The 16352-nt window shown below is 63.8% G+C and carries 12 protein-coding genes; 8 read left to right on the forward strand and 4 right to left on the reverse strand.

Translation table 11 applies throughout. The features are described from left to right. The 6 genes from PQQ53_RS25685 to PQQ53_RS25710 all read left to right on the forward strand — a co-directional run bounded on the left by PQQ53_RS25685 (window position 1) and on the right by PQQ53_RS25710 (window position 6088). Window positions 1–951: a 3-carboxyethylcatechol 2,3-dioxygenase gene (locus tag PQQ53_RS25685; protein WP_408327161.1), complete on the forward strand. Its 951-nt coding sequence runs from the start codon at window positions 1–3 to the stop codon at window positions 949–951. 18 nt (window positions 952–969) lie between these two features. Then, the gene (locus tag PQQ53_RS25690; RefSeq protein ID WP_408327164.1) at window positions 970–1779 is read left to right on the forward strand and encodes a fumarylacetoacetate hydrolase family protein; all 810 of its coding nucleotides are present in this window, start codon (window positions 970–972) and stop codon (window positions 1777–1779) included. Window positions 1780–1803: 24 nt separating this feature from the next. Beyond that, a complete protein-coding gene (locus PQQ53_RS25695) occupies window positions 1804–2745 on the forward strand; it encodes an acetaldehyde dehydrogenase (acetylating) (RefSeq protein WP_408327167.1) in 942 nt (313 codons plus the stop codon). A 12-nt stretch (window positions 2746–2757) separates the two neighbouring features. Further along, the gene (gene dmpG / locus PQQ53_RS25700; RefSeq protein ID WP_408327170.1) at window positions 2758–3795 is read left to right on the forward strand and encodes a 4-hydroxy-2-oxovalerate aldolase; all 1038 of its coding nucleotides are present in this window, start codon (window positions 2758–2760) and stop codon (window positions 3793–3795) included. A gap of 99 nt (window positions 3796–3894) precedes the next feature. Beyond that, window positions 3895–5139 carry a 3-(3-hydroxy-phenyl)propionate transporter MhpT gene (mhpT, locus tag PQQ53_RS25705; protein WP_408151788.1) on the forward strand — a complete coding sequence of 415 codons (1245 nt, stop codon included), beginning with the start codon at window positions 3895–3897 and terminating at the stop codon, window positions 5137–5139. Between the two features lie 79 nt (window positions 5140–5218). After that, window positions 5219–6088: an alpha/beta fold hydrolase gene (locus PQQ53_RS25710; RefSeq protein ID WP_408327173.1), complete on the forward strand. Its 870-nt coding sequence runs from the start codon at window positions 5219–5221 to the stop codon at window positions 6086–6088. A 59-nt stretch (window positions 6089–6147) separates the two neighbouring features. Here the strand turns inward: PQQ53_RS25710 and PQQ53_RS25715 are convergent, their stop codons facing one another. Beyond that, window positions 6148–7854, reverse strand: coding sequence for an MFS transporter (locus tag PQQ53_RS25715; RefSeq protein ID WP_408327176.1), 1707 nt, complete (start codon window positions 7852–7854; stop codon window positions 6148–6150). A 127-nt stretch (window positions 7855–7981) separates the two neighbouring features. On the opposite strand from PQQ53_RS25715, the gene PQQ53_RS25720 reads away from it, so the two are divergent. Next, complete coding sequence (locus PQQ53_RS25720) at window positions 7982–8920, forward strand: LysR family transcriptional regulator (RefSeq protein ID WP_408151791.1); 939 nt, start codon at window positions 7982–7984, stop codon at window positions 8918–8920. Here PQQ53_RS25720 and PQQ53_RS25725 read toward each other — a convergent pair. Further along, window positions 8917–11091: a TonB-dependent siderophore receptor gene (locus tag PQQ53_RS25725; protein ID WP_408147532.1), complete on the reverse strand. Its 2175-nt coding sequence runs from the start codon at window positions 11089–11091 to the stop codon at window positions 8917–8919. The two genes, PQQ53_RS25720 and PQQ53_RS25725, sit on opposite strands and share 4 nt — an antisense overlap. A 411-nt stretch (window positions 11092–11502) precedes the next feature. Between PQQ53_RS25725 and PQQ53_RS25730 the strand changes: the two genes are divergently transcribed. Next, on the forward strand, window positions 11503–13731 hold the full coding sequence (locus PQQ53_RS25730) for an NADP-dependent isocitrate dehydrogenase (protein WP_408151792.1): 2229 nt from the start codon (window positions 11503–11505) through the stop codon (window positions 13729–13731). A gap of 113 nt (window positions 13732–13844) precedes the next feature. On the opposite strand, the gene PQQ53_RS25735 is transcribed toward PQQ53_RS25730, so the two are convergent. Beyond that, window positions 13845–14075, reverse strand: a complete 231-nt coding sequence (locus PQQ53_RS25735) for a hypothetical protein (protein ID WP_168667352.1) — start codon at window positions 14073–14075, stop codon at window positions 13845–13847. Window positions 14076–14484: 409 nt separating this feature from the next. After that, window positions 14485–15987, reverse strand: coding sequence for a DASS family sodium-coupled anion symporter (locus PQQ53_RS25740; RefSeq protein WP_408327180.1), 1503 nt, complete (start codon window positions 15985–15987; stop codon window positions 14485–14487). Window positions 15988–16352 lie beyond the last annotated feature (365 nt).

The following is a 16352-nucleotide window of genomic DNA, read 5'->3' on the forward strand; positions in this document are numbered from 1 at the left end:
ATGCCGATGTTATTGGAGTGCCTGTCGCACACGCCGCTCGCCGGCTACTACGACCCGCCGGCGGAAGTCGTCGGGCAAGTCGAGCAGGTTCACGCGGCGGCGCGCGCGCGTGTCGCCGCGTTCGATCCTGAACTGGTGGTGGTGTTCGCGCCGGATCACTACAACGGTTTCTTCTATGATCTGATGCCGCCGTTCTGCATCGGTGCGGCGGCCACTGCGGTCGGCGACTTCAAAAGTCTTGCCGGGCCGCTCGACGTGCCCGCCGGGATTGCGCTCGAACTCGCCGAAGCCGTGCTCGATAGCGACATCGACGTGGCAGTGTCGTACCGCATGCAGGTCGATCACGGCTGCGCACAAGCGCTGGAACTGCTCACCGGCAGCCTCGATCGCTATCCGGTCGTCCCTGTGTTCATCAACTCGGTGGCGCCGCCGATGGCCTCGTGCCGCCGTGCGCGCCTGCTTGGCGATGCGCTCGGCCGCGCGCTCGCACGCATGGACAAACGCGTGCTGCTGATCGGGTCGGGCGGCATCTCGCATGAGCCGCCGGTGCCCGAACTGGCCGGCGCCAGCGATGAAGTCGCGCAACGGCTGATCGCGGGCCGCAATCCTTCGGCCGAGTCGCGGGCGGCGCGCCAGGCGCGCACGGTCGCGGCGGCGCGTGCCTTCACGGCAGGCGACAGCCGCTTGCACCCGCTCAATCCCGAGTGGGACCGGTCGTTCCTGAAGCTGCTCGAAGACGGTGATCTGAAGGCGCTCGACGGCCTGACCGACCCAGCGATCACACGGGCCGCCGGCAAATCCGCTCACGAGATCCGCACGTGGGTCGCTGCGTTCGGCGCGCTGAACGCGGGCGGGTCATATCGCGCGACGCTCGACTACTACCGGCCGATCCCCGAGTGGATTGCAGGCTTCGGTGCGATGCACGCGCGTCCTGTTGCCGCCAACGCCTAACCGAACGAGGAAATCGCTATGAACCATTCCAGTCATGCCGAAACGCTTGCCCTGCGGCTGCGCGAATCCGAGCGCACGCGCCAGACCATCGCACCGTTGCGCGACGACGCGCGCTTCGCCGATCTGAACGATGCCGCCGATGCCGCGCAACTCGCCTACGCCGTGCAGCAGGTCAACGTGGCGGCGCGCGTGGCCGCGGGCGAGCGCATCGTCGGCCGCAAGATCGGGCTGACCTCGCCTGCGGTGCAGCGCCAGCTCGGCGTCGATCAGCCGGATTTCGGCGCGCTGTTCGCCTCGATGGCTTTCGGCGACAACCAGCCGATTCCGCTCGGCGAGTTGATCCAGCCGAAGGTCGAAGCGGAGATCGCGCTGGTGCTCGAACACGACCTCACGCACGAGCGCCACACCTATGCCGATCTGATTCGCGCGACGGCCTACGCGGTCGCGGCGATCGAAGTGGTGGATAGCCGCATCGAGGGCTGGAACATCCGCTTCGTCGACACGGTGGCGGACAACGCGTCGAGCGCGCGCTTCGTGCTCGGCAGCCGCCCGGTGTTGCTGCGCGACGTGGACCTCGCGGCCTGCGCCATGACGCTAACGAACGATGCCGAAGTGCTGTCGCGCGGCAACGGCTCGGCGTGCCTCGGCAATCCGCTGAACGCCGCCGTCTGGCTCGCGGACCGCCTGGTTCAACTGGGCACGCCGCTGCGTGCCGGCGCTGTCCTGATGACCGGCGCACTCGGTCCGATGGTCGCGGTGACGCGACCGGGCACCTTCAGCGCGCAGATCGACGGTCTCGGCGGCGTCCGCGCGACTTTCTCCGCATAAGCAAGCACTCGATTGAGGAATGACATGGCAAGCGAAAAACTCAAGGCCGCGATCATCGGCTCGGGCAACATCGGCACCGATCTGATGATCAAGATCCTGCGTCACGGCAAGCATCTCGAAGTGGCGGCGATGGTAGGCATCGACCCAGCCTCCGACGGCCTTGCGCGCGCCGCGCGGCTCGGTGTCGCGACCACGCACGAAGGCGTCGAAGGACTGACGCGTCTGCCGGTGTTCGACGACATCGACTTCGTGTTCGACGCGACGTCGGCGGGCGCGCACGTGAAGAACGACGCGTTCCTGCGCGCGCTCAAGCCGGGCATCCGCCTGATCGACCTCACGCCGGCGGCGATCGGCCCGTACTGCGTGCCGGTCGTGAATCTCGACGCACAGCTCGACGCGCTCAACGTGAACATGGTCACGTGCGGCGGACAGGCGACGATTCCGATGGTCGCGGCCGTGTCGCGCGTGGCGAAGGTGCACTACGCGGAAATCGTTGCGGCGATCAGCAGCAAATCGGCGGGTCCAGGCACGCGCGCGAACATCGACGAGTTCACCGAAACCACCTCGAAGGCAATTGAAGTGGTGGGCGGCGCGGCGAAGGGCAAGGCGATCATCGTGCTTAACCCGGCCGAGCCGCCGGTAATGATGCGCGACACCGTCTACGTGCTGTCCGAACTCGCCGATCGCGCGAAGGTGGAGGCATCGATCGAAGCGATGGCCGCCGCCGTGCATGCGTACGTGCCGGGCTACCGCCTCAAGCAGAAAGTGCAGTTCGACGAGATCGGCACCGCTGCCCCGTTGAACATTCCGGGCCTCGGCAAGTTCAGCGGCCTGAAGACCTCGGTGTTCGTCGAGGTGGAAGGCGCCGCGCATTACCTGCCTGCATACGCGGGCAATCTCGACATCATGACTTCCGCCGCGCTCGCCACGGCGGAACGCATGGCGCAATCGCTCGTGCAGGCATAAGGAGACTTTCGCATGGACAAGAAACTGTATATCTCCGATGTGACGCTGCGCGACGGCAGCCACGCGATCCGCCATCAGTACTCGATCCGCAATGTGCAGGACATCGCCCGCGCGCTGGACAAGGCCAAGGTCGACAGCATCGAAGTCGCGCACGGCGACGGGCTGCAAGGGTCGAGCTTCAACTACGGCTTCGGCGCGCATAGCGACCTCGAATGGATCGAGGCGGCGGCCGACGTGCTCGAGCACGCGCAGATCGCGACGCTGCTGCTGCCCGGCATCGGCACGATTCACGATCTGAAGGCGGCGTACCAGGCGGGTGCGCGTATCGTGCGCGTCGCGACGCATTGCACCGAAGCGGACATTTCGAAGCAGCACATCGAATATGCGCGCGAACTCGGCATGGATACGGTCGGCTTCCTGATGATGAGCCACATGACCACGCCGGACAACCTCGCCAGCGAAGCGAAGAAGATGGAAAGCTACGGCGCGACCTGCATCTACGTGGTGGACTCGGGCGGCGCATTGACGATGAACGACGTGCGTGCACGTTTTCGCGCCTTGAAAGCCGTGCTCAAACCTGAAACGCACACAGGCATGCATGCGCATCACAACCTGTCGTTGGGTGTGGCGAATTCGATGGTCGCGGTGGAAGAGGGCTGCGACCGCATTGACGCTTCACTCGCCGGCATGGGCGCGGGCGCGGGCGCGGGCAATGCGCCGCTCGAAGTGTTCATCGCCGCGGCGGAGCGCGCCGGCTGGAATCACGGCACCGATCTGTACACGCTGATGGACGCCGCCGACGACATCGTGCGGCCGTTGCAGGACCGGCCCGTGCGCGTCGATCGCGAGACGCTCGCGCTCGGCTATGCGGGCGTGTATTCGAGCTTCCTGCGGCACGCGGAAGTCGCCGCGAAAAAGTATGGGCTCAAGACGGTCGACATCCTGGTCGAGCTGGGCCGGCGCCGGATGGTCGGCGGCCAGGAGGACATGATCGTCGACGTCGCGCTGGATCTCGCACGCGCGCATGAGAAGGACGCTGTTGCTTCATGACCTGACGTTGCACGGCGGCGTCGCGCGCTGTCCGTGCATTGTCGATACCCCGGCCATATCGCCGTTAGAGCGACGCCGATTTCAATATTGGAGACTTGTATGCGGCAATCAACGAAAGCGTCGGAAAGTGGTGCCCTGACCATCGGGCTATGTCTCATCGTCGCGTTGCTGGAGGGGCTGGATCTGCAATCGACCGGCGTCGCCGCACCGCGCATGGCGCGTGAATTTCATCTGGCCGTCGCGCAGATGGGCTGGGCGTTCAGCATCGGCGCGCTGGGGCTTTTGCCAGGCGCGGCGATCGGCGGGCGTCTCGCCGACAAGCTGGGCCGCAAGCGCGTGCTGATGATTTCGGTGGCGCTGTTCGGTATTTTCTCGATCGCGACCACTCAGGTGTGGGACCTCAACAGTTTGCTGGCGGCGCGCTTTCTCACCGGGCTCGGTCTCGGCGCCGCGATGCCGAATCTGATCGCGCTGTGTTCGGAAGCCGCGCGGCCTCATCAGCGCAACACGGCGGTGGGAGCGATGTATTGCGGCATGCCGTTCGGTGCGGCGCTCGCGGCGGTGATCGGCATCGTCAGTCCAGGCGATGAAGGGTGGCGGCATATTTTTTATGTCGGCGGTATCGGGCCGCTTCTGGTTCTGCCGCTGCTGGCGCTGTTCCTGCGCGAGTCGGCGGAGTTCGTAGCGGTCAGTTCACCGAGCAATGTTTCGCGCGAGGCGTCGGGCGGCGTCGCGCGCACACTGTGGCAGGAGGGCCGCGCCGGTACGACCATCGCCTTGTGGGTCAGCTATCTGGGCACGTTGATCGTGCTGTACTTCCTCATCAACTGGCTGCCTTCGCTGGTGTTGAGTCGCGGTCTCACGCGCGTGCAGTCGGGCGTCGTGCAGATGATGTTCAACGTCGGCGGCGGGATCGGCGCGATCGTGATCGCGAGCCTGATGGACCGCATCGGCCGCCGCCGCACGGTCGGCGGCATGTATCTGGGCATCGTCGTCGCGCTGGCGGCGTTGCTGAGCGCGAACGGCGGCACCTCGATGGCGTGGGGCGGTTTGCTGGCGGGGCTGTTTCTCGTCGGCGGGCAATCGGTGTTGTATGCGCTCGCCAGCAGTCTTTATCCGACCGAAGTTCGCGGCACCGGCGTGGGCGCCGCCGTGGCGGTGGGTCGCATGGGCTCGATTCTCGGACCGTTGATCGCCGGGCAGTTGCTTGCCATTGGTCAAGGCGCTTCCGTGCTGTTGGGCGCGAGCATTCCGTTGATCGCCGTCGCGGCAGTCGCGGCATGGCTCGTGGTCAGCAAGTCCGCGTCTCGTTATAGCGCGGGCGCCGTGCAATCCGTGCAATAGATGCGCGGCAAGAAAAACCGTGCGGACGCGTCATCGAAGGCGGTCCGCTTACCCAACTCGTGAAAGAAAGGGATTCAACATGAGCTCACAAGCACCGGCATTCACCGAAGCATCGACCAGCCGTTTCGTTCGCATCACGGAAGACGGGCGCGACATGCAACTCCACTACAACGACGTGGGGCAGGGCGCGGAAACCGTGGTGATGCTGCACGGCTCGGGGCCGGGCGCGACCGGTTGGGCGAACTTCAATCGCAACGTCGAGCCGCTCGTCGCCGCGGGCTACCGGGTCATCCTGATGGATTGCCTCGGCTGGGGCAAGAGCGATCCGATCGTATGCAAGGGCTCACGCTCGGAACTCAACGCGCGCTCCTTGAAGAGCCTGCTCGACGCGCTCGATATCGAGCGCGTGCATATCATCGGCAACTCGATGGGCGGGCATAGCGCGGTGGCGTTCGCGCTGGCCGAACCGAAGCGCGTCGGCAAGCTCGTGTTGATGGGCGGCGGCACGGGCGGCCCGAGTCAGTTCGTACCGATGCCGACCGAAGGCATCAAGCTGCTGCAAGGGGTGTACAAGGAGCCGACGATCGGGAACCTGCAGCGCATGATGAACATCTTCGTGTTCGACGCGAAAGCGCTGACCGAAGATCTGATGAAGGCGCGGCTCGACAACATTCTCGCGCGCCGCGACCACCTGGAGAATTTCGTCGCGAGCCTCGCGGCGAATCCGAAGCAGTTCAACGACTTCGGTCCGCGTCTCGGCGAAGTGTGCGCGCAAACGCTGGTGGTCTGGGGGCGTGACGATCGTTTCGTGCCGATGGACGTGGGTCTGCGCCTCGTCGCCGGGATGCAGAATGCGGACATGCATATCTTTAGCCGCTGCGGTCATTGGGCGCAGTGGGAGCATGCGGACAAGTTCAACAGCATGGTTGTCGAGTTCCTGGGCCGTTGAGTCTGTTGGCTCATGGGTGTCCGGCAAGTCGCGATGACGGCTTGCCAGGCACCGGCGGTTTAGCATGAATCGCAGCGAGCGTTCTGCCGTGTAGCGGGCGACGTTTGCTTCGAGGCGGGCACTTTGATCAGCCTCCTCGAAGCGCTCCCCGAGATCACGAAGCTGAGGGCCGCGAGCACCCACACGCCGATTCCGCCGTAAAGCATCACCCAGCCGAAACCCCGCATCAGCGCAGCATGCACGATGCTGCCGGACGGATCGATTCGCGTGAGCGCCGGGATGCCCGCGCGGATCGCATCGACATCGCCTGCCGCCACTTTTTCCGCCAGCCGGCCGAGTTCCGCGATGTCGAGCGTGGCCGGCAGGTTCGTCTTCAGATGGTAGAGAATGCCGCCGACCAGGATCGCTCCCATCAACGCGATATTGATGGCGAGCGTGATCATCCGCGCGCTCATGTCGATGCCGGATGCCATGCCCGCGCGCTGCGTGGGCACCGCGGCGGTCGTCGTATTGGTGACGGGCGTGTTGGTGAGGCCGAGGCCCGCGCCTGCAATCACGCAGCCGGGCAGCATGCTCGACACGCCCGGATGCGCGGCGCCGCTGCCGAGTTTCATCAGCATGAAGCCGAGGCCGATCGTCAACAGGCCCACGGGTATCGCGATGCCCGAACCGTAACGCAGCGAGAGCCGTTCGCCGAGCGGCGGGAACAGCAGCGTCGGCAACGTGTACGCGAGCAGCGCGAGGCCCGCGCTCACGCTGTCGTAGCCGAGGCCGATCTGGAAATAGATAGGCAGATAGATCATGAACGGCCAGAAGCTGAAGTTCATGCCCGCCGAGCCCATCAGCGCGCCCGAAAATTGCGGAATCCTGAAGACCGAAAAATCGAACATCGGCCGCGCGCTTAGGTTCTCCGCGTAGAGAAAGGCCACGAAGGCGAGCACGGTCGCAGTGATGATGAAGAGCGCGCGCGGATTCGTAAAGCCCAGCGCCGGGACCTGGGTGATGAAGTACACGAGGCCGAAAACCGCCAGCGAAAGCGTGACGATGCCGGCGACGTCGAGCGTATCCGCATGCGGATCGCGCGATTCCTGTACGCCGCCGAAAACCAGCGTCAACGTGACGACGGCAAGCAGCGCGTGCACCCAGAAGACCCACTGCCAACTCGACACCGCGACGATTATCCCGCCGATGATCGGCCCGAAACCCAGCCCGATGCCGAAGATGATGCCCCACGCGCTGAATGCGCGGGCGCGCTCTGGGCCGTCGCTGAACTGATGCGAGAGCACGGCGACCTGGCAGATCAGCATCGCGCCGCCGCTCGCGCCCTGCAACAGGCGCGCGGCGATCAGCATCGGCACGCTCTGCGCGAAGCCGCAGAGCAACGACGTGATGCCGAATAGTGCGATGCCGACGACGAAAATCCTGCGGCGCCCAAAGCGGTCCGCGAGCGTGCCGGTTGCCATCAGCACGGTGGTCACCGCGAGCGTGTAGGCGTTCATGATCCACTGCATGCCTTTGAAATCGCCGTGCAGCACGTGCTCGAGCGTGGGCAGGATGACCGGCACGCTGGAGATCTCCAGACCGAACATCAGCGACGCGAGGCAAACGGCGCCGAGCGCAAGCGTGTTCTTGGGGAGGCGCGCGGCGCGCGGTGGGGTGGTGGCGGCCTCGCTTGCGCTGGTTCGTGCGCTTTGTGAGTCACGCGCGGTTGTTTCAGGCTTTTCACGTTCGTCGCGCCGTGGCGGCGCGTGCGGATGACTGGACATGGACTTTCACCTCATTGGACGATGGGCTTGGCCATCATGGAATGGGTAATATAGGGGGAATCAGTGTCCCTATTGGCACACAAAAATCCCATCAATGTGTCCACGGGGGAACCAATCAGGTGAAGGTATGAGCGACATCCTCGATGGTGTGACGACGTTTGTGCGTGTCGTGGAAACAGGCAGCTTCGCGCTGGCGGCCGAGCGCATGAACCTCACGCGCTCGGCGGTCGGCAAGGTGATTGTGCGGCTCGAAAAGCGGCTCGGCGTGCGTCTCATCAATCGCACGACGCGCAGTCAGAGTCTCACGGAGGACGGCCAGGCCTATTACGACCGCTGCGTGCGCGCGCTGGCCGAACTCGAAGCTGCCGAAGCCGATCTGGATTCGGGGCGGCGCGAGCCGAAAGGGCGCCTGCGCGTGAGCGTGCCGCAAGCCTTCGGCCACTACTGCGTGGCGCCGGTGCTGCTCGGCCTCGCGCGCAAGCATCCGCAATTGAAGATCGACATATCGATCAGCGACCGCTTCGTCGATGTGGTGGAGGAGGGCTTCGATCTCGTGGTGCGGGTGGGGCCGCTCGCCGACAGCACGAGTCTGGCCGCGCGCAAGCTCGGCATGCAGCACGCGAGCATCGGCGCGGCGCCTGCGTACCTGGCGCGGCACGGCACGCCGCGCAACGTCGATGAACTGCGCGGGCACGCGGTGATCGCGTATTTGCGCGCGGGTGTCGCGCAACCTTGGGACGTGGTCGACGTCGACGGGCAGATTCGCCGCGCGCAGGTCGAGCCGCAACTCGGTTTCGACGACATGCAGGGCATTCTCGATGCCGCACTCGCCGGATTTGGTCTGGCCTGGCTGCCGAGTTGGCTACTGGCGCGGTACGAGCAAAGCGGCGAACTCGTGACCGTCATGGAGAACTGTTTCCGCCCTTCGCAGGAGATCCACGCGGTGTGGCCGAAGAGCCGCTATCTCGCGCTGAAAACGCGCTGCGCCATCGACGCGCTGGTGGCGGAGATACCCACGATGATCGGGGCGCCCGGGCGGGCCGCCCCTCGGTCACGCAATAGTTAGAATTGCAAAGTAGCGCTCGCTACCGCGGTGCGAGTCGGCGACGGCGATACGTAATAGCCCCAGGCGGTGGTCCAGTAGCGGCGATTGAACAGGTTGTTGATGCCCGCCCGGAACGTGACGTCCTTGCCGGCGATCTTCGCTTCGTACCTGCCGCTCAGATCGAACGTGGTGTAGGCCGGCACAAACTGCGTGTTGGCCGCGTTGACCGCCTGGTTGCCCACGTACTTGCCGCCGAACGCCAGCGTCAACGGACGCAGATACGCCGGGTTGTATTCGACACGGCCCGTCACCGTAAAGCGCGGCGCGCCATAAATGCGCTTGCCCTCGATGGCCGGATCGTCGATGTCGACGGCCTTCGTGTCGAGCCACATCACGCCACCCATCACGCGCCATTCGCTGGTCAGCGCGAGCCAGCCGCTCGCGTCGATGCCGGTGTAACGCTTGGTGCCGTCCTGCACGAAGACGTTCGCGGTGTTCGTGTAGTTGTAGCCCTGATCGACACGGAACAGCGCGAGGTTGGCGCCCCACTTGCTGTGGTCGGACTTGAAGCCCACTTCATACTGCTTGCTGCGCAGCGGGCCGAAAGTCGCCGGATAGTTGAGGTTGAGGTTCGACGCCGCGCCGCCCTGTTCCAGCGACTCGACGTAGCTCGCGTACACCGTCGAATACGGATCGGTCTTGAACATCAGCGCGAAGGTCGGCGTGACCGGGTTCGCGCTGTATTGCGACGTGACCGCGCCGCTCGGGTCGTACACGTTCTGGCGGTATTGCGTGTAACGCACGCCGAGCAGCGCGGACAGGCGCGAGGTGAACTGCAGCGTGTCGCTCGCATACACGGCGGCCTGCGTGGTGCGCTGCTCACGATAGAGGTCCGAGCCGATGCTGACTTCGTCGTTGGTCAGCAGCGTGGTGCTGTACAGATTGCCGTTGCCGAGGAAGTAGCCTTCGTTCCAGCCGACGCTGTTGCTGTACTCGCTGGTTTGCGTCTGGTAGCCCGCGCCGAGCACCACGTCGTGCTTGATGAAGCCGGTGTTGAATTTGCCCTGCACCATCGCGTCGACGTTCTGGTAGAAGTAGCGCGTCATCGCCGCATAGAGCGTGTTGGAGTAGTTGCCCGCGTCGTCGGACACATACAGGAAGCTGTCCGAGTTGGTACGGTTCTCCTTGGCGAAGCGGTACTTCACACTCGCGTGCCAGTTGTCGGAGAGGCGATAGTCGAGGCCCGTGCCGAACGAGGCCATCTCGGTCATGTAGTAGTTCTGCGGCTGCGTGAGCGTGCCGCTGACTTTGCTCGCGTCGGGAATGCCGCCCGCGAACATCAGGCCGAAGAGCGTGCCTTCGGTTTTGCGTTTCTGGTAGAGCGCGTCGGCGCTCAGCACGAGGTCCGGCGTAATGCGGAAGTCGAACGCGAGCGACGCGACCTGGCGGCTCACGTGCCCGTTTTCCTCGGCGGTGTTGCCGTATTCGTTGGCGAGGTTCAGGCGGTAGCCGAAGCGGTTGTCATTGCCGAAGCGTCCGCCCAGGTCCACCGCCTGCGTGAACACGCTCGACGACTCGTAGCCGAGCGTGAAGCTGCGGTACGGGTCGTCGGTGGGGCGCTTCAGCACGTAGTTGACGATGCCGCCGGGCGAGCCGAAGCCGTACATGAAACCGGACAGGCCCTTGAGCAGTTCGACCTGCTCGAACGGTTCGAGCGACAGGTCGGTGTCCCACGACGGGAAGGTCTGGCCGTCCACCTTGATGCTGTTCAGCGTGTCGATCGGCATGCCGCGCACGTTGAACATCGAGTTTTCGCTGACCGAGTTTTCGCTGCTGACGGTCACGGCCGGGTCGTACTTGAACAGGTCGTTGGCGGTCGTCGCGAACAGATCCTGCGCTTCCTCGCTCGTCACGACCCGCGTCGAGAACGGCGTGTCCACCTGCTTGCGCGAACCCAGCGCGCCGGCGCTGACGGTATCGGCCTGCGCCACGGTCGTATCTTTCGCTGCCGACACGCTCACGGCCGGCAGCGTGGCGGCCGCATCGCTAGCCGCGGCCTGCGCCCACCCCGACGATGACAGCGTGGAAAGCGACAGGCCCACGCTGACCAGAAGCCCCGCGCTCAGCAGCGAAGGGGTGCGGCGCGGAGCGCGCGCAAACGCCGGACGGCCGGCGATAAAGGATTTCTGCATGTTTGTTTGAGTTAGGCAGGGTGACGCAGCTACGCACCAAAGTCGGGCGCAACGGCGCGCGTTCGAACGAGTGGTTGTTAAACAGATGTTTCAAACCTTCAAAGAGCATGAATATTAATGCATCTAATTCGCATTTACAAACATGGGAAACATTGAGTCATGTATAAGACATCTGTCTTAAGACAGCCCTCATTGCCACCAAAGCCTTATCTGGCGGGACTCGGCCCTGTTGAGGGGTGTTTCCGGACCTGTTTGTTTAGCAGCGAATAGAGGAAAACGCGCATATACTCACGGTCAGGCCGTAAAAAGTAGTGCCGTAGGTTGCGCTGCGTTTTTGCTGCTTCGTCGCAACTTCGCTGGCTCAGCGCTACCAACGCTCTGTCTATCACTTCATCTAGCAAAGCATCGAACATGTCCACACCGCCGAAGATCATCTACACCCTGACCGACGAAGCGCCTGCTCTGGCGACTTACTCGCTGCTGCCGATCGTCAAGGCGTTCACGCGCTCGTCCGACGTGATCGTTGAAACGCGCGACATCTCGCTCGCCGGCCGGATCATTGCTGCATTTCCGGACTACCTGACCGCGGAGCAGAAGGGTTCCGACGATCTGGCGGAACTCGGTGGACTCACCACGCGTCCGGAAGCGAACATCATCAAGCTGCCGAACATCAGCGCGTCGGTGCCGCAACTGAAGGCCGCGATCACGGAATTGCGCGATCAGGGCTACAAGCTGCCGGCCTACCCGGACGTCGCCACGACCGACGCCGAAAAAGACGTCAAGGCTCGCTACGACAAGATCAAGGGCAGCGCGGTCAACCCGGTGCTGCGCGAAGGTAATTCGGATCGCCGCGCGCCGCTGTCGGTGAAGAACTACGCGCGCAAGCACCCGCACAAGATGGGCGCGTGGAGCGCGGACTCGAAGTCGCATGTCGCGCACATGAGCAGCGGCGATTTCTACGGTAGCGAAAAGTCGGCGCTGATCGCGGCAGCGGGCGCCGTGAAGATCGAACTGACGGCCGCCGACGGCACGAAGACGGTGCTGAAGGAAAAGACGGCCGTGCAGGCGGGCGAGATCATCGACGCATCGGTGCTGAGCAAGAACGCGCTGCGCAGCTTCATCGAAGCGGAAATCGCCGACGCGAAGAACAAGGGCGTGCTGTTCTCGGTGCACCTGAAAGCGACGATGATGAAGGTCTCGGACCCGATCATCTTCGGTCAAGTGGTGTCGGTGTTCTACAAGGACGTGTTGACCAAGCATGCCGACGCGCTGGCGCAAGTCGGCTTCAACCCGAACAACGGTATCGGCGACCTGTACGCGCGTCTGAAGGATCTGCCGGCTGAAACGGCTGCGGCGATCGAAGCCGACATCAAGGCGCAATACGAACAGCGTCCGCAACTGGCCATGGTCAATTCGGACAAGGGCATCACCAGCCTGCACGTGCCGAGCGACGTGATCGTCGACGCATCGATGCCGGCGATGATCCGCGAGTCGGGCAAGATGTGGGGCGCGGACGGCGCGCTGCACGACGCCAAGGCCGTGATTCCGGACCGCTGCTACGCGGACGTGTATCAGGCGGTGATCGAAGACTGCAAGAAGCACGGCGCATTCGACCCGGTCACGATGGGCACGGTGCCGAACGTCGGCCTGATGGCGCAAGCCGCCGAAGAATACGGCTCACACGACAAGACGTTCCAGATTCCGGCGAACGGCGTGGTCCGCGTGACCGACGCAGCCGGCACGGTGCTGATCGAACAGCCGGTGGAAGCGGGCGACATCTGGCGCATGTGCCAGACCAAGGACGCGCCGGTGCAGGACTGGGTCAAGCTGGCGGTCAACCGCGCCCGCGCGAGCAACACGCCTGCGGTGTTCTGGCTGGACGCGGGTCGTGCACACGACGCGCAGATCATCAAGAAGGTCGAGCAGTATCTGAAGGACCACGACACCAGCGGTCTCGACATCCGCGTGATGACGCCGGTCGAAGCGACGAAGTTCTCGATCGAACGCATCCGCGCGGGCAAGGACACGATCTCCGTCACCGGCAACGTGCTGCGCGACTACCTGACCGACCTGTTCCCGATCATGGAACTGGGCACCAGCGCGAAGATGCTGTCGATCGTCCCGCTGATGGAAGGTGGCGGCCTGTTCGAAACCGGTGCGGGCGGTTCGGCACCGAAGCACGTTCAGCAACTGGTCGAAGAAGGTTTCCTGCGTTGGGACTCGCTGGGTGAATTCCTGGCGCTGGCCGCGTCGCTCGAACACCTGAGCAATGCGTACCACAACCCGAAGGCGCAGGTTCTGGCCAAGACGCTGGATCAAGCTACCGGCAAATTCCTCGACAACGACAAGTCGCCGGCGCGCAAGGTCGGTGGTATCGACAACCGCGGCAGCCACTTCTACCTCGCGATGTACTGGGCCGAAGCACTGGCCGCGCAAACTGACGACGCCGCGCTGCAGGCGCAGTTCGCCGGTGTCGCGAAGGCGATGGCCGACAACGAAGCGAAGATCGTCGAAGAACTGGGTGCGGCGCAGGGCAAGCCGGTGAACATCGGCGGTTACTACCGTCCGAATGTCGAACTGACGAGCCAGGCGATGCGCCCGAGCGCGACGCTGAACCAGATCGTGGACTCGGTGGCCTGAAGCATCCACTGAAGTTCCCACGCAAGCAGCGAAGTAAGCTGTAAAGACGGCGATGGCGCTCACAAGCGCCATCGCCGTTTCTACATCCGCGTGACCAGCGGTCATGCCCGCCCTCACACGTGGACGATTTCCCAATCAGCCAGTTTCTCTGGAATTTCAAGCGTCGACGTGTCGTCGCTCTCGGACAGATGCGGGCAGGTCAGGCCGCGCGCGAGGTCGTCGGCAGCCTGTTGCGGGGTGGAAAATTCACCGAGCGTGTCGTTGCCGTAGGTTGCCTCCCAGCCATCATGGCCCGGCAGAATATAGAACGCTCCCTGGGTCGAACTAAAGCGAAAGCCTTTCATTTTTTGTCTCCCAACTGCCAATTAAAAACCGCGGTGCCTGAGCGGCTTCGTGCGTCGATTTGACTACTGGGCAGACTGCGTCTTTTCTGACCCATTCAAACTCGACTGCCTGAAGCCGCTGCTCTTGTAAAAGAGTCTACGTTAGCGAACCGCGTCGCAAGTGGAGGTTGGACAGTTCGATCTATTAAAAATTATCGTTTAAAAATAAAGGTTTACGCGTTTCATTTTGCGATGTGCAACGTGGGGCGACATTGCGAAATGCCTGATTTGTGCCACGCACCACGATTTTTTACGAAGCAACGCATCGTCCCGCATCGTGAAATTTTGCCGGGGTCGGCGTCGTCTTGAAGCATTGGGCGTGTGAGAGGGGGCGCGCGGCCTCCCTCTTCACGAAGCATGGCTAGGCTCTTCACAGCCACCCGAGCCATTTCCACCACGTCGCGGCGAACAGTAGAAGCAGCAAATATCCAACAATCGTCAGCACGATGCCGACGCGCGCGAACTGGCGCGCGTTGAATGTGTCGGTGGCGAGGCACACCATGTTTTGCGGCGCGTTGATCGGCAGCACGAAGCCGAAGCTGACCACGTAGCCGAGCAGCATCGTCATGCCGAGCCGGCTGAAGTCGCCTTGCATGGACTGCAACACGGCGATCAGGATCGGGAGCATCGCGGAGGTCAACGCGGTCGCGCTGGCGAACCCCAGGTGAATGACGATCAGGAACGCGGAGAGAATCGCAAACGCGGTGAACGCGCTCGCCTGATCGAGACCGGTGTGATGCGCGACGAGGTCGCCGAGCCACTGACCCGCGGTGGTCGTGAGCAAGGCCGTGCCGAGACTGATGCCGACCCCGAAGACGATCACCGTCCCCCACGGAATGCGGCTCTGCACCGTCTTCCAGTCCATCACGCCGACGCGCGGCAGCATCAGGATCACGAGGCCCACGTAGGTGACGGAGGTGGTGTCGAACGGGTGCAGCTTGCCCTCCGTCGCCCAGAAGAACAGCAGCCCGACGGCGACGCCGAGCAGGCGCTTTTGCGGCCCCGTCATCGGACCGAGTTCGCGCAGCGAGCGCGCGACCGCTTCCTTGCCGCCGGCAATGCTGTCGGTCTCGGGCGGCAACATCTTCAGTACGATGATCAGCAGCGCAGCCGACATGATGATGGCCCAAGGCGTGCCGGCGATCAGCCATTCGAGCCACGTGACGCGCGCGCCGAGCATCTTGTCCATAAAGCCGACAGTCAGCAGATTTTGCGCAGCCGCCGTCAGGATGCCGACGTTCCAGATGCTGGTGGCCTGGGCGACCACGATCATGATGCCGGCCGCGATATTGGAGCGTTTGTCCACGCCGAACGCCGAGATCACGCCGACCATGATCGGCACGACGCAGGCGCTGCGCGCGGTGGCGCTCGGCACCACCAGTGAAAGAACGATCGTCACGGCGATCGAGCCGATCAGAATGCGCCGCGTGGTGGTGCCGATCAGCGACAACGTCACGAGTGCAATGCGCTTGTCGAGTCCCGTGATGGTCATCGCCGCGGAGATGAACAGTGCGCCGGTCACGAGTGCGAGCGCCGAATTCGAAAAGCCGGCGAGCCCCATGCTGATTCCCGCCGACGTGCCGTACGTCACGCTCGGGTCTTTGATGGTCGGTGCGGTACCGATGAGAAACGCGATCAGCGAGGTGATGATGATCGCGCTCGCTTCGTACGAGACGGCTTCGGTCAGCCAGACGACCACCGCGAACGCGAGAATGGCGAGCATGCGGTGCCCGGCCGGCGGCAGCGTATCGGGCAACGGCAGCGTCAGAACGACGATCATCGCGACCACGCTCGCGATCAAACCGATCGGCACACCACGCTTGGCCGGAGCGGAACCTGGTGCGGACGGAGCTTCGGGTTTCGATACGCTCATGCTGGTCGCTCCTTAGGTGGCGTGTGGCTTGCCTTGATCCTTCGTTTCAAGCGGTGGCATTGCTGATTCAAAGCCGGCGTCGTCGATGTAGCGGCGGCAGTCCGTGCGTGCCCGGTGATTGGATCACTGAATTCGTCTGGGGGTCAATCGAGTTTGATGCGCTGGCGCAGGCATGGCTTTCCGTGAATTCGATACGCATGATCGTATTCATGGCGTCACGAAGATGAGCGCGATGTGTTCGGCTTCGCGTCCTTGGGGCTGGGATATCGGTCGGTCTCATCGAGTCGGGAAGTACGCGGTGTAGCGTCCCGTTTTTGAGGCCGTCAAGGGGCGTTGAGCGAGCCTCGCGCGGCACGCGCCTGATC

The sequence above is a fragment of the Paraburkholderia strydomiana genome, from assembly GCF_046030495.1.
Classification (GTDB): domain Bacteria; phylum Pseudomonadota; class Gammaproteobacteria; order Burkholderiales; family Burkholderiaceae; genus Paraburkholderia; species Paraburkholderia strydomiana_A.